8 protein-coding genes, 14 tRNA genes and 1 rRNA gene are annotated in these 14,001 nt (G+C 38.2%); 3 read left to right on the top strand and 20 right to left on the bottom strand.

Annotated features, from left to right (window positions below; all coding sequences use genetic code 11):
- Positions 1-57: 57 nt before the first annotated feature.
- Positions 58-711, bottom strand: a complete 654-nt coding sequence (locus tag BLR62_RS11435; protein ID WP_090797052.1) for an SDR family oxidoreductase — start codon at positions 709-711, stop codon at positions 58-60.
- 214 nt (positions 712-925) lie between these two features.
- Here BLR62_RS11435 and BLR62_RS11430 point away from each other — a divergent pair, with 214 nt between their 5' ends.
- Together BLR62_RS11430 and BLR62_RS11425 are read left to right on the top strand one after the other, a co-directional pair.
- Positions 926-2,791 (top strand): PTS fructose transporter subunit IIABC, encoded by a 1,866-nt coding sequence (locus BLR62_RS11430; RefSeq protein ID WP_090797049.1) that lies wholly within the window; start codon positions 926-928, stop codon positions 2,789-2,791.
- Between the two features lie 135 nt (positions 2,792-2,926).
- On the top strand, positions 2,927-3,748 hold the full coding sequence (locus tag BLR62_RS11425) for a Cof-type HAD-IIB family hydrolase (protein WP_090797048.1): 822 nt from the start codon (positions 2,927-2,929) through the stop codon (positions 3,746-3,748).
- 26 nt (positions 3,749-3,774) lie between these two features.
- On the opposite strand, the gene BLR62_RS11420 is transcribed toward BLR62_RS11425, so the two are convergent.
- Positions 3,775-4,500, bottom strand: coding sequence for a YwaF family protein (locus BLR62_RS11420; RefSeq protein WP_090797045.1), 726 nt, complete (start codon positions 4,498-4,500; stop codon positions 3,775-3,777).
- Between the two features lie 106 nt (positions 4,501-4,606).
- On the opposite strand from BLR62_RS11420, the gene BLR62_RS11415 reads away from it, so the two are divergent.
- Positions 4,607-5,344, top strand: a complete 738-nt coding sequence (locus tag BLR62_RS11415; RefSeq protein ID WP_090797043.1) for an alpha/beta hydrolase — start codon at positions 4,607-4,609, stop codon at positions 5,342-5,344.
- A gap of 37 nt (positions 5,345-5,381) precedes the next feature.
- Here BLR62_RS11415 and BLR62_RS11410 read toward each other — a convergent pair whose 3' ends face one another.
- From BLR62_RS11410 to rrf, 18 genes are all read right to left on the bottom strand, one after another.
- The gene (locus tag BLR62_RS11410) at positions 5,382-8,477 is read right to left on the bottom strand and encodes an AAA family ATPase (RefSeq protein ID WP_090797040.1); all 3,096 of its coding nucleotides are present in this window, start codon (positions 8,475-8,477) and stop codon (positions 5,382-5,384) included.
- Complete coding sequence (locus BLR62_RS11405; protein WP_090797038.1) at positions 8,474-9,634, bottom strand: exonuclease SbcCD subunit D; 1,161 nt, start codon at positions 9,632-9,634, stop codon at positions 8,474-8,476. Before BLR62_RS11405 ends, BLR62_RS11410 begins: the two co-directional genes overlap by 4 nt.
- Before the next feature lie 95 nt (positions 9,635-9,729).
- Positions 9,730-12,426 carry a glycosyl hydrolase family 95 catalytic domain-containing protein gene (locus BLR62_RS11400; protein ID WP_090797035.1) on the bottom strand — a complete coding sequence of 899 codons (2,697 nt, stop codon included), beginning with the start codon at positions 12,424-12,426 and terminating at the stop codon, positions 9,730-9,732.
- A gap of 135 nt (positions 12,427-12,561) precedes the next feature.
- Positions 12,562-12,643 (bottom strand) — tRNA-Leu (locus tag BLR62_RS11395).
- Positions 12,644-12,649: 6 nt separating this feature from the next.
- Positions 12,650-12,723: transfer RNA gene (locus BLR62_RS11390), tRNA-Cys, on the bottom strand.
- A gap of 38 nt (positions 12,724-12,761) precedes the next feature.
- Positions 12,762-12,836, bottom strand: a tRNA-Gly gene (locus BLR62_RS11385).
- Positions 12,837-12,840: 4 nt separating this feature from the next.
- Positions 12,841-12,915, bottom strand: a tRNA-Gln gene (locus BLR62_RS11380).
- Positions 12,916-12,947: 32 nt separating this feature from the next.
- Positions 12,948-13,023: transfer RNA gene (locus tag BLR62_RS11375), tRNA-His, on the bottom strand.
- 9 nt (positions 13,024-13,032) lie between these two features.
- Positions 13,033-13,103, bottom strand: a tRNA-Trp gene (locus BLR62_RS11370).
- Between the two features lie 22 nt (positions 13,104-13,125).
- Positions 13,126-13,211 (bottom strand) — tRNA-Tyr (locus BLR62_RS11365).
- Between the two features lie 7 nt (positions 13,212-13,218).
- Positions 13,219-13,294: transfer RNA gene (locus BLR62_RS11360), tRNA-Phe, on the bottom strand.
- Positions 13,295-13,322: 28 nt separating this feature from the next.
- Positions 13,323-13,399, bottom strand: a tRNA-Asp gene (locus BLR62_RS11355).
- Between the two features lie 4 nt (positions 13,400-13,403).
- Positions 13,404-13,480, bottom strand: a tRNA-Met gene (locus tag BLR62_RS11350).
- A 19-nt stretch (positions 13,481-13,499) separates the two neighbouring features.
- Positions 13,500-13,575, bottom strand: a tRNA-Val gene (locus BLR62_RS11345).
- Positions 13,576-13,598: 23 nt separating this feature from the next.
- Positions 13,599-13,673: transfer RNA gene (locus BLR62_RS11340), tRNA-Glu, on the bottom strand.
- A gap of 14 nt (positions 13,674-13,687) precedes the next feature.
- Positions 13,688-13,780: transfer RNA gene (locus tag BLR62_RS11335), tRNA-Ser, on the bottom strand.
- A 4-nt stretch (positions 13,781-13,784) separates the two neighbouring features.
- Positions 13,785-13,859: transfer RNA gene (locus BLR62_RS11330), tRNA-Asn, on the bottom strand.
- Between the two features lie 11 nt (positions 13,860-13,870).
- Positions 13,871-13,984, bottom strand: a 5S ribosomal RNA gene (gene rrf, locus BLR62_RS11325).
- Positions 13,985-14,001: the final 17 nt, after the last annotated feature.

Below are 14,001 nucleotides of genomic sequence, written 5' to 3'. Positions count from 1 at the left end.
AAAACGAGCAATGCAACAATATGCACTGCTCGCCTAGTTTACATCCTCTTTATAACTTTATTTAATCTGATCTAACGATTCACTAATGGTTTGATCGCCTTCAATCACTTGAAATTCTTTACCTATTGTCGAAGGTTTTTGGAGCGTTTCTAATAGCACGTGCGCAATATCTTCTCGAGGTACGTTTCCTCGATCTGTTTTCTCTTTTAACGTAACTTTTCCTGTTCCATCATCATTCGTAAGACCACCCGGATGAACAATCGTATAATCCATATCTGCTTTTCTTAACCAATCATCAGCATAATGCTTAGCTACAACGTAGGGCGCGAAACCTTCAGGTGCTCGTTGAATCTCTTCACGTGTTGTATCAAATGAACTTACCATTACATAACGCTTAACGCCCGCTTTTTTAGCCGCTTCAATCGTTTTAACCGCACCATCTAAATCAACCATGATCGTTTTATCTTTACCGGTATTTGGACCAGATCCTGCCGTAAACACCACAGCATCAACATCTTCTGTTGCTGCTTGGATTGATTCAATCGATGATTCTAGATCAACAACAGCTGTTTCAGCTCCGAGCTTTTCAAAATAATCTTTTTGCTCTTCTTTACGAATCATCGCTTTGGCTGTCATATCACTTGTATCTTGAATCATCTTAACTAAATGTTTTCCAATTTGGCCATTTGCGCCTATAACTAATACTTTCATTAATTTCATCCTTTCTTTTTGATGTTCTAATATTGTCTATTACCTTTATAATAAAACGTTAAACATTATTAAGGTTTGATCGATTTTGATTGTAAATGATAAAAAATGAATAAAAATGATTGATTTTTGAAAGCGTTTCAGTTATGCTATTTATATTAAGAATTGAGCTTCATGAACTCATTATTTTTTACTCTATTATTTAGGAGGTTTTACAATGAGAATTACAGAACTGTTAACAGAAGCGACTATTGATCTGAATTTATCCGCAAGTTCCAAATCAGATACCATTGATGAGATGGTAAAGATGCTTGATCGTGCTGGCAAGCTGAGTAACGCTGATCGCTTTAAGCGCGACATTTTGAAAAGAGAAGAACATACAACAACAGGCATTGGGGATGGAGTTGCCATACCTCACGCTAAATCAAATGCTGTAAAACAGCCCGCAATTGCATTTGCACGATCTCAGTCTGGTGTGGATTATGATGCTTTAGATGGCCAGGATAGTCATTTGATTTTCATGATCGCAGCTACAGAAGGCGCAAACAATGAGCACCTTGATACGTTAGCACGCTTATCAAGTATGCTAATGGACACCTCATTCAGACAACAATTATTAGATGCAAGGGATGAAGCAGACATTCTTTCAATCATTGATCGTAAAGAAAACGAAAAACAAGCTGAAGATGACTCAAGCTCCGAGCAACATAACAGACAAACGATTTTAGCCGTAACAGGTTGCCCCACGGGTATTGCCCATACTTTTATGGCTGCGGATGCACTTAAAGATAAAGCTAAGGAATTAAATATCAATATGAAGGTTGAAACACGAGGATCTGGAGGAGCTAAAAACGTTTTAACAGATGAAGAAATTCAATCAGCTGATGCAATCATCATTGCTGCTGATACAAAGGTTGATCGTGATCGTTTTGGTGGCAAAGTGTTAATTGAAGCGGGAGTAACAGACGGCATTCACAAACCTGAAGAGCTCATCAAACAAGCGCTCGCACCTAATGCACCGATTCATTCAGCAGAAGGAAACCATTCTTCTTCACCAAGAAAACAAGGTAACGCCTTTTATCGTCATTTAATGAACGGGGTTTCACACATGCTTCCATTTGTAGTTGGGGGCGGTATCTTAATTGCACTTGGTTTCTTGTTTGATATTGAAGCCCATGTCCCTGATTCACCTACTTATCATCCATTTGCTGAAGCCTTAAATACGATTGGTGGCGGAAATGCATTTGGCTTGATGGTTCCAGTATTGGCTGGTTTTATTGCAATGAGTATTGCTGACCGTCCTGGACTCGCACCAGGGATGGTTGGGGGCTTTCTAGCTGCTCAAGGTGAGTCTGGCTTCTTAGGTGGCTTAATCGCAGGCTTTCTAGCTGGTTATCTTATTTTAGGATTTAAAGCACTATTCAAAAACTTACCCGCTTCACTTGAAGGCATCAAAACGATTTTAATCTATCCTGTTTTAGGCATCTTTACAACAGGTATGCTCATGTACTACGTTATTGAAATTCCAATCGGTGCCTTTAACCTCGCACTAGGTGAATGGTTACAAGGTATGGGAACAACAAACGCTGTCTTATTAGGTATTATTCTAGGTGGTATGATGGCCGTTGATATGGGTGGACCTGTCAATAAAGCAGCGTATACATTTGGTATTGCTATGATTGCAGAAGGGTTTTTAACACCACATGCAGCCATTATGGCTGGTGGGATGGTTCCACCACTCGGTATTGCAATCGCTACATTGATTTTTAAAAATCGCTTCACCCGTGAAGAGTTGGACGCTGGTAAATCAAACTTTGTTATGGGAGCCAGCTTCATTACAGAAGGCGCTATTCCATTCGCCGCAGCTGACCCTGGAAGGGTTATTCCATCTTTAATCACTGGTTCGGCAGTGGCAGGCGGACTATCGATGATCTTTAACATTGGACTTCCCGCACCACACGGGGGAATTTTTGTTATTGGTTTAGTTGAAGGTAGTGCATTTCTTTACTTCTTAGCTATTTTAATCGGATCAATTGTGACGGCTTTATTATTGGGTATTTTGAAAAAACCGATTAAAAATTAATCAGTTAAATAACAAGCTTAAGACTGAAAGGACTATTTACAAGTTCTTTCAGTCTTTTTTTCTCATAAGACTGTCCAATTCACTTTCAATTTAGTACAATGAATCAAATATAGAAAATAAAAGGGGACAAAAAACATGACATACAAAATGATTGTACTAGATTTAGATGATACCTTGCTGAGAGATGATCATACCATTTCACCCAAAACAAAAGAAGTACTCATACGAGCTCAAGAACAAGGTATAAAAGTTGTACTCGCTTCCGGTAGACCCACTCTAGCCATGCGTCCGTATGCTGAAGAGTTAAAGCTTGATCATTATGGTAGTTACATTTTATCTTTCAATGGCGCTAACGTATTAAATTACAGAACCGATGAATTGGTGTTAAACAGTACGCTGACACGTGAACAAGTAAACTTCTTGTTTGAACAAAGTAAAATCGAAAATACATACATCCATACTTATATTGATGATGTTATTATTACTGAAGACATTAATCCATACACTCAAATCGAATCCGATATTACAGGACTGCCGATTGAAAAAGTTGATACCTTTATGGATCACGTCACAAAAGAGCCCGTTAAAGTTCTCATGGTCGATGAACCTAAAAAGTTAGAAGCGATTCAATCAAAACTAATCAAAGAACCTTCAATTACTGACGTGTTTAGTGTGTTTCGATCTAAACCCTACTTTCTGGAATTTACGGAAAAAGGAATTACAAAAGGAACACGATTAAATCAACTTGCACAATCATTAGGGATTAAACAAGAGGAGATCATTGCAATGGGTGATAGTTATAATGACCTTGAAATGATCGAATACGCTGGACTCGGTGTCGCAATGGAAAATGCACCTGATGAAATTAAAAATCGTTCCAATTTAACAACAGCATCAAATAACAATGAAGGTGTCAGTCAAGTGATTGAAGACTATGTGTTAACAGTCCACCAATAACAAAACAGCAAACACTTCCTTTATAACTAGGAGGTTGTTTGCTGCTTTTTATTTGCTTTAAAATAGATAAAATAAAGCATCCAAAATGATGTAAAAGCGATTATTTCAAGCGGAATAATGTACCAAGGATATGGACCTAAAAAGTCTATCACACTGACATTACTCGGTTTCCCTGCTAAAAACATATAATTCGCATCAATCAATTGATTCACCATAAAAACAAAAGCAGCGATGATATTTAATGTAATAAATGAGCGAATGACGGATCTTGCAGTCGCTTTAAACCCTTCAATCCAGACCATATAAAAACTAGAAGCGATCATCGCAGCATGGACAATAAAAAAATGAAAAAAACGCATATGAGGAAATCCGAAGAAAAGCTCCGGGGTGATCATCGCAATAAAACCACCTACCACACTAATGAAAAATGTCACCTCAAACATTTTATAATGATTCGTTATTAACATGATCGCACATAAATAGAGGGAAAGTGATGATAATTGTAACGGCAAATTCGTTGTCAAATCCCATTCGCCATGTACGAAGAACCACAAATGAAATGTGATTTCTCCCCCTATTAAAATAACGAGTAAGCTGTATTTTAAAATTCCAGCTCCCTTTTGCTTAATTGCATGTCGATAATGTGACATCACCCATATTAATAAGCATGCTATAATGATCATACTAATATGTGAAAAAGAAAAAAGCTCAAATGGATAATCTTCTCGGTTAAAACTTATAAGGTCTATCAATCTAGTAGCCTCCTTTCTATAAATAAACCTTGAAAAGATCAGTAATAGCTATTATGTGATCAGACTTAATTTACGTATTAATTATTAAAATAAGGAGACTTGTTCTATGTCTATATCCCTAAACAACAAAATCTTTAAACGATTCATAATTGTCCTAATTATTATTCTGATTATCTTCATGGGCGGCTACCTATTCTTACAATTGAGAACATACTCAGCTGATGAACAAGCAAACGAAGCGATGCAATCATCTTCTGTTTCCACCAACAATAACACGGTGATCTTTGAGCCAGAAAACGCGTTAGCTAATCTTGTTTTGTACCAAGGTGCCCTAGTCGAACCAGAAGCCTATGCTGTCTTTGCAACGATGCTTCAAAACAAGGGCATTCGTGTGTTTATACCTGAAATGCCTCTAAATTTAGCTATCTTAAACACTAGTGCCTTTGAAGACATTAAAGATGCTCATCCTTCTGAAAAACAATGGTGGATTGGTGGACACTCACTCGGTGGAGCCAGTGCCTCGATTTATGCGAGTGAAAATATTGAAGCAATAGATGGGATCTTTTTTCTAGCCTCTTATCCTTCAAGTGGTAGTGATTTAAGTCATATTGATCAACCTGTCATTTCATTGCATGCAACAAATGATGACATTATCGATTATGACAATTATCAAGACTCGATGAATTTATTACCCCCTCATACAAATTTTATTGAAATTGAAGGTGGTAACCACTCAAATTTTGCACATTACGGATTCCAATCAGGCGATGGTGAAAGCACCATCACCCGAGAAGAACAATTAGACAAAGTCGTTCAAACATTGATTGATCATATTATAGATTAAATCACTTATTTTCCTATACGTTTATTTAGTTTCATTACTATTTTACGATAAAGGTTGTTTCACTGTAACCTTCAAGTGTTTTCTTCACTTCTAAAATGGCAGGGAAAACATTTTTCATTTCTTGAACGTGTGAAATAACTCCGACCGTTCTGCCGGATTTTTGTAAATCAATTAATGTATCGATCACATTTTGTAACGACTCTTCATCTAATGAACCGAACCCTTCATCGATGAACATCGTATCAATCTTCACACCACCTTGATAACTTTGAATAACATCAGACATACCTAATGCTAGACTAAGGGAAGCGTTAAATTTCTCACCACCAGACATCGTTTTAACATCTCGATTTTGACCGGTATAGGCGTCATATACATCAAGACTTAAACCACTTTGCTTCCCTCTGCTTTCTTGCCTGTCACTACGCACAAGGTGAAATTGACCGTTAGAAACACGATTCAATCGTTCATTTGCAGCGACAATAATCTGTTCTAGAAATTCAATTTGCACATAACGTTCAAATGATATTTTACGATCATTTTGACCACGAATCACATCATAAAGATCCGTTATGACGTTTACAGTATGTTCTTTCTGCTTTATTTCTTCAACCATTTCAGTCAACGACCTCATCATTTGTTTAGTTTGATCGACGAACTGTCGTGTCTGTGTTTGTTTCTGATAAGCTTCTTCTTTTGATCTCTCGAGTACGACCAATGCCTCACTCATGGCAACAAGATCTAACTCTTGTTTGTTCTTTAGCTTATCTTTAAGCTCTGTAATTTGTTGATCAAGTGTTGAAAGCCTCGAGTCAAATCGATCCACCTCGTCTTTAAGTTGATCACGTTCCTCTTTTGACATGAAAGCTTCTTGATAAGCCTCTTCAGATCGAAACCCAGCTTCTTTTAAGGCGTCATTAAATTGCGTCATTGCTCTTTCATATCGGTCTTTTCTCTCTTTTAACTGTTGTTTAGCGGCATTTAATTCTGTTTCTTTCGTTACTTGTTCTTGTTTTGCATCCGTTAACTCTTTTTGAGCCAGTTCCCATGCAGCATCTAATTGCTGTTTCTTCTTTTCCAACTGTTCAATGGCTTGATTTAACCCCGAAAGTGTCTGGTGTTCTTCTGGTAATCGACTCAATTCACTTTCATATTCTGATTTTAAAGACGCAAAGTTAACGTTAGCCGTTTGTAGATCTGCTTTTTGCTTTTCCAGTGTTTCGTTTAAGGCTTTTAATTCTCTTTCCTTTTCTTCTTTTTCTTTACGCGTTGATTTTAACTTTTCACTTTCTTTTTCTAAATCTTTAACACTTTGACCTAATGCTTTCGCTTCCGCTAAATACTGATTAAATAACAAACTTGCTTCTTCATCAGTTGAAAATTGAAATTCGGATAAAGTCTCTCTTAATTTTTCGATTTCTTCATGTTTACCTTTTAAGTCTGTATTTTTCTTAATATAGACTTCATAAGTATTGTTAACAGCATCCTTTGCTTGATCAAATGCCTCTTGAGAAGGGACACGGTCATGATGAATGGCCTTATTCGGATGACTCATACTTCCACAAACAGGACATGGCTCTTCATCATGAAGTTGCCGCGCAAGAACAGTTGCTTGTCCTTTTATCCAAGAATCTTCTATACTTTTAAAGTGATTTTTTTCTTTTTTATATAATGCCTTTGCTTGTTCAACTTCTGATGTTAGAGTTTGTATCTCTTTCGTTCCATCTATATATTGACGAAACGTCTTGCCCTTCTCAGTCATTTTGTTTAGCTTTTCTTTCTTCTCAAATAATTTCTCAGGTACCTCATCTAGTTTTGAAAGTTCAGCGTTCAAATGATCAATTTCGTCACTTAATGCTGTTTCTTTTTCCTTAGTTGAATTCAGTACATTTTCTTGTTCTTTGATTGCTTTTTCAAATTCATCAAGTTTACGTTTCTTTCGGTCTGCTGCTTCCACAATAGGTAATAACTCTTTGTAACGATTCAAATCTTGCGTGGTTTTGTGTCTGTCTTCTTCTTTTTTTTGTTCATCAGCATACTTTTTCTCAGCCTGACTTAATCGATTCTTTGTCTGCTCCAAAACCTTTTTTGACGTTTCAACCGTTTGCGTTTGTGCTTGTTCATCGGAATAAGCCTCACATTTTTGCGTTTCATAAGCACTTAATGTTGCTGCTCGTTCAGCTTGCTTCCACAACTCTCTTTTCTCATTCATTTCTTCTTTTTGTGCATTTAACGCTTGATGCTCAGCTTCTTTTTCTTTTAATTGATCAAATTGTTGATTCGTTGCTTCCGCTTGGTAATAAGCTTTGTATTTTTCATCATAAGCTTTCTTAGCTCGATCAAACGCCTTCTTACTTAAGTCAAGTTCTTTTTTATAATAGACATTTTCATCTTCTAAACCTTTTATGATCTGTTGAGGTAGCCATTCACCTTGCTCGAACACTTCTTTTAACCTTGAACCCTCACGTTCTGGTATCGACTCACGAATATGACTTACTTGTTGTTTTAAATACATATGGGCTTCTTTATACGCTTTTTCAGCTTTTATTCGTTTTTCATTCATTTTATTCGAAAACCATAAATACGGTTCTGTTTTAAATATTTTACGTAAAATAAGTTCTTTATTGTCCGTCTCAGAGGTTAGTAATTTACGAAACTCACCTTGAGGTAACATAACAATTTGTTTAAATTGATCTTCTGATAAGCCGATTAGGTCTTTTACCTTTTGATTGATTTCACTGACCATTTGACGGTCAACACAAGGAATTTCTTTATCTTCTAATTGCTGATAAAACTCATACTTGTCACCAGTGGCACTTTTGTTCCCTTTCTTAATGTGAGGCATTTGTCTAAAAATACGATAACGTTTAGACTGAAGTTCGAATTCAAATTCAACCGAGGTATGTACCTGTTCATCAGCAAAATGACTTCTCAACATTCTCGCCTCACCACGATCTTCACCACTTGCCGTTCCATACAAAGCAAAACAAATCGCATCGAATACAGTCGTCTTACCAGCACCGGTTTTACCTGATATAACAAATAATTTATGTGCATTTAAATCCGTGAATTGAATGACTTCTTGATCTTTATATGGGCCAAATGCTGTCATGGTCAATTTGATAGGTTTCATTTACGACGCTCCTCTTCATTTACTTCTTCTAATACATCTTTAAAGATTGCTTCTGATTCATCAGTTAACACCGTTCCTTTAACCTCTTGATAAAAAGCTTTAAACAAAGAAAGATGATCCATTTTATGACGAACTGGCGTTGAAGTAGATGCGTCACAACTTAATGCACCCGTTATCGACACATCGCGTTGAATGTGCAACGTATTGGGAAAGACAGCACGAATTTTTTCCATTGGTGATAAAACAGGTGTCTCATCTTCTAAGTGAACAAAGACATAATCATCGTTACGAGGTTGACTAAGGAGATCTTCCATTTTGCCTCGGACAATTCTCATATCACGCTTAGGGATCAAGTTTTTCTTTTCGATTGATGTGTGTCCATGCTCGTCAATTTCTACAACGTAATAGCCTTTTTGATGGCGCTCTTCAGAAGCCGAATATTTTAGTGGCGAACCTGCATATCGAATGTTGTCTGAATGGACTTTATGTGCCTGATGTAAGTGACCTAAAGCTGTGTAATGAAAGTTTTTAAAATGCTCACTTGAAACATGTTCCGCCCCTCCAACAGATAACTGTCGTTCAGAAGTAGAGGTGTTTTCCTTTTCTTCGCCACGAGGTGTCACAAATAAGTGACCAACAAAAACATGACGTGCGTTCGGATCCATATCACGTTCGATGTGATGCACCACTTCTTTAATCGCATCATCGTGTGATTTTATGTCATCATTTCCAAATAACGTCCGCACCTGACTGGGATCTGTATAAGGAACCGTGTGAAAGTGCACCTCACCATGTTCATCTTCTAATTTAACTGGCTCAAGTTGGCTCGATAGTTCCCCTGTTACATAATAGCCTTTAGATCGCATAATTTTATTTGCAAAATGCAGCCGGCTTGGACTGTCATGATTACCGGCAATCGCAATAACTGGTACCTCTAAGTGCAAAATGATCCTTTCAAGAACATTATCGAGTAACGACACAGCTTCAGTAGGTGGTACCGCTCGATCATATAAATCCCCTGCTATAACAACCGCATCAGGTTTTTCAGTCTCAATAGCCTTAATAAATTCTTTTAATATGTAATCTTGATCATCTGTCATATGAACACCTTGAACAATCTTGCCTAAGTGCCAATCAGCTGTATGTAAAAATTTCATAATCATCCTCACTCCTAATCTTTTATGCATGAATGCAAAAACACCCAATTAGTTAAAATGAGTGCTTTTACATCTGTTGGTATGATTTACATTTTTCATATCAATGTATAGTTAATCGTTAACTCGACACCCGCTTTTAAAGATACTTTCAAATTCTCGTTAAATTCATTATAACTTATTTTGCCATCTACTTCTGCCATTTTCCAAGAAAAACCGAGTTTCATTTGGATAACTTGATCCGAATTTGAATGGGAGCAAATTGTTACATTCACTGACTTCTTATCCAAATCCCAAGATAACCTTTGAACTTCAACTTGTGTACGAGCCGTCAACCCATGGATCATACCTGAAGACCAATCTAAAGGAAGTGCAGGCAGCAACTCAATTTCATTCTTATTCGAATACAATAGCACCTCATGAATAACCGCGACTGTAGCATAAAGTGTATCGGTACAATAGCTATTATGACTTCTGTCTGTATCATGGTCGGTCATTAATGATGTGTAATAACCCTGGTGAGTCATCATTGGAAGAAGGGAATCGACAACACCTTTAGGGTCTTTAAGTCGTGCCGAAACAAGTGCCTTATGCATCCAGCCATGACCAGCTGTTGCATCTTTCGTATTGGCTGTATTTCGGTTTTCTAATGCCTTTTTCGCTGCTTTTGATAAAATTGAATCTGTTTTCGTTTCATAACCTGGCCAAGCCGGATACAAATGACTTAAATGTCGATGATTATTATTTTCTTTATAACTTATCATCGACCATTCACGTAAAGCCCCGTCCTCATCATAAAGATACTCAGGTAATTTCTTAAGAAGTCGTTCCCATTTTCGGACGGCTCTTTCATAACCAGGACGCTTGACCGCCTTTTCCAGTTCAATTACCATGAAAAGTCCATCCCTTGCAGCTGCAATGTCCATTGTTGCGTTTGCAGTAAGATGACTATCATAACCAATCGGGTGATTTTCAGGAGAATAGGCCGGTAAAATTAAATACTTCTCTCCACTTAATAAACCCTTTTTACCTTTTTGATATCTAGGAACACCATTCACATCTGTAAAATATTCAGGCGTACATATTTGTTCCCAAAAATTTGCTTGCTTTGTTAGTAGCGGGAGTAAAATATCTTTTTCTAAATCTAGATAGCCTTTATCCAATAATTCATCAAATTCCTGATCGTCAAGACCACCATCTCGAACACTTAAAAGTGATTGCAAATCATGAATTCTCATTTGTTCATGGATTGGTATGTGACGATTACCATAGCATTGCCAGTACTCAAATATAGGAAGTAAGCCCCAACTCGCCCCTGCATTCCAATATTGAAACGGATAATCATTGTCATACTCTATATGCATCGCACGATCCCCATCAGAATTGACTGAAACTTGTAATGCATCATGCATATGATAAGCCATCCTAGCATTATACTCAAAATCAGGCGCTTGTCTTAAAAAGAAATAAATATAGCCAAGAGGTAAATAGGTGAGCCCTCCTGTATTCATAGCTGCAACTTGTAAATTAACATTTGCATCTAACGTATGAATCGAACGCCACCCTGGATCCCATTCGCCTGTCCACATGCCATATAAACGCGGAGCACTGAGTCCACTACTGCAAATCATCGCGTATCGTCCTTGTAAATATATTTTATTCAGAAAATCTGGATCAACCTGATTTTGATTTTGTTTCTGCCTTTCAATAATAGCTTCATTATCCTTATCGTTATTTTCATTACTCTTTAACTGAAAGTAGGCTGCATTAAACTCTGGTGCATGCTTTTGTATATGTACATTTAGTGCTTCATCGTAATCAAAATGACCATTACTATCTATATAACGTGAAACCACTTGATTTGTATTTAACAAAAGTTGATCTAACAATGAGAATTTTAATTGGTCTTTAAACGCATTTAATTTACCCATATCATGTGTTCGATTGGATTGAGTAACTAAATATACCGCCTCTGCATTTTTTACTTCTATAGCTGGATTTTGATCATTTCCTACATTAATGGACTCATTAGTATCTGGCAATAAAATTCTTTCCTTCGTGCCATTGACAACATACACTCGCGTTAATCCGGCATAGCCACCCAAAGCTAGTTCACTGCCTTCATAAGATGGATAATGTCCCACCTGAGCAATATACTGAGCAGAGTCATCAACTAACTTTTTATATTGCAATTTTTTTACTTCATTTAACGTTTCATGTGCACCTGACATACCTAATACATCATCGATTGAAATGACTAAATTTATCTTACTATGTGACGAAGATTGTTCGATTTTAGTAATTGTAACATTGTCTACTCTTGAAGTGAATGACTTTCGAACCCATTGTCCATCCACATCTTCATAGGCAACACCTGTCTCTGCCGTTTCATAATTTGTCCACCTCATATAGTCTTTCAATTCACTTTGCTTACGTATCTTAATTCTTAATTGATGTGCAGGATGGTAACTATAATAGTAAGCTTGTTTTCTAACCTCACCATTAGCATATTTTATTTTCCAATTATCATTAAGATTAAAAACATTCCTTCTTGCTTCATCTAACTGTTCTGGGAGTTCGTTTGGAATAAACCTTGGCGCATTTGATGGAAATAAGTTCTGCATATATTGAAATATAAATGTGTCTGAATAAGGTGAACCTGATGTTACATAACCATTCTCACCATTTCCACTAACCATTCCTTCTCTCCACTCCGTTTTAGCATTATAATCAGGAATTTCCTCATAAGAATAAGAATGACAGCCTTTTTTGTATAATGACTTTGGTATGTTCATGATTTAACCTCCCGTAAATATTTGAATGTTAATTTACAGTATAAACATTCTATTCACTTAATGGAAGCGTTAACAAATGAATGTTTAAGCAAAAAGATCCTCCAACAATAAATGTTAGAGGATCTTAATATATGATACCTGAGGTGGGATTCGAACCCACAAGCCCGGAGGCACGGCATTTTGAGTGCCGCGTGTATGCCAGTTCCACCACTCAGGCAAAATATGGAGGCGGTAACCGGATTTGAACCGGTGATAAAGGTTTTGCAGACCTCTGCCTTACCACTTGGCTATACCGCCACACTGCAAATCATTATTTTAATGTGTAAATAAAAAAATGGAGCGAAAGACGGGATTCGAACCCGCGACCCCCACCTTGGCAAGGTGGTGTTCTACCACTGAACTACTTTCGCATCATGGCTGGGCTAGCTGGATTCGAACCAGCGCATGACGGTACCAAAAACCGTTGCCTTACCGCTTGGCTATAGCCCAACATATATATAGTTTGAGATTAATTAAATGAATGGGGCGGTTGATGGGGCTCGAACCCACGAATGCCGGAACCACAATCCGGTGCGTTAACCACTTCGCCACAACCGCCATAAAGAGCAGGGGTAGTAGGAATCGAACCCACACCGGAGGTTTTGGAGACCTCTGTTCTACCGTTAAACTATACCCCTATATATTTTTTTAATAAAGAAATGGTGGAGGGAGTAGGACTCGAACCTACGAACCCGATGGGAGCGGATTTACAGTCCGCCGCGTTTGGCCAACTTCGCTATCCCTCCAAATAAATGGTGGCTCGAGACGGAGTCGAACCGCCGACACACGGAGCTTCAATCCGTTGCTCTACCAACTGAGCTACCGAGCCATTTTTTGTGGACACTTATTAATTTAAGTGGCGGTCCGGACGGGACTCGAACCCGCGACCTCCTGCGTGACAGGCAGGCATTCTAACCAACTGAACTACCGGACCATTTTGGTTGCGGGGGCAAGATTTGAACTTGCGACCTTCGGGTTATGAGCCCGACGAGCTACCAGACTGCTCCACCCCGCGATAATGTAAAAGGACTTCATGGTGGAGGATGCAGGGCTCGAACCTGCGACCCCCTGCTTGTAAGGCAGGTGCTCTCCCAGCTGAGCTAATCCTCCGTATGAAATAAATATAAAATAAATGGTGACCCGTACGGGATTCGAACCCGTGTTACCGCCGTGAAAGGGCGGTGTCTTAACCACTTGACCAACGGGCCAGATAATGAAACTCTGGCGGAGAGCGAGGGATTTGAACCCTCGAGACGAATTAATATCGCCTACACGATTTCCAATCGTGCTCCTTCAGCCACTCGGACAGCTCTCCATTATGGCTCCACAGGTAGGATTCGAACCTACGACCGATCGGTTAACAGCCGATTGCTCTACCACTGAGCTACTGTGGAATGGATGAAATGCCTAGCGACGTCCTACTCTTGCAGGGGTAAACCCAACTACCATCGGCGCTGAAGAGCTTAACTTCTGTGTTCGGCATGGGAACAGGTGTGACCTCTTCGCGATTGTCACTAGACAAAGTCAATATGAAGG

The organism is Pelagirhabdus alkalitolerans (genome assembly GCF_900096905.1).
In the GTDB taxonomy this organism is placed as follows: domain Bacteria; phylum Bacillota; class Bacilli; order Bacillales; family Amphibacillaceae; genus Pelagirhabdus; species Pelagirhabdus alkalitolerans.
This window is presented reverse-complemented; position numbering and strand designations above follow the sequence as displayed.

Bases quoted from the DNA above. Each gene is read 5' to 3' on its own strand.
- BLR62_RS11430 (WP_090797049.1), top strand. From the start codon at position 926: ATGAGAATTACAGAACTGTTAACAGAAGCGACTATTGATCTGAATTTA.
- BLR62_RS11410 (WP_090797040.1), bottom strand. From the start codon at position 8,477: ATGAAACCTATCAAATTGACCATGACAGCATTTGGCCCATATAAAGAT.
- BLR62_RS11415 (WP_090797043.1), top strand. From the start codon at position 4,607: ATGTCTATATCCCTAAACAACAAAATCTTTAAACGATTCATAATTGTC.
- BLR62_RS11405 (WP_090797038.1), bottom strand. From the start codon at position 9,634: ATGAAATTTTTACATACAGCTGATTGGCACTTAGGCAAGATTGTTCAA.
- BLR62_RS11425 (WP_090797048.1), top strand. From the start codon at position 2,927: ATGACATACAAAATGATTGTACTAGATTTAGATGATACCTTGCTGAGA.
- BLR62_RS11435 (WP_090797052.1), bottom strand. From the start codon at position 711: ATGAAAGTATTAGTTATAGGCGCAAATGGCCAAATTGGAAAACATTTA.
- BLR62_RS11400 (WP_090797035.1), bottom strand. From the start codon at position 12,426: ATGAACATACCAAAGTCATTATACAAAAAAGGCTGTCATTCTTATTCT.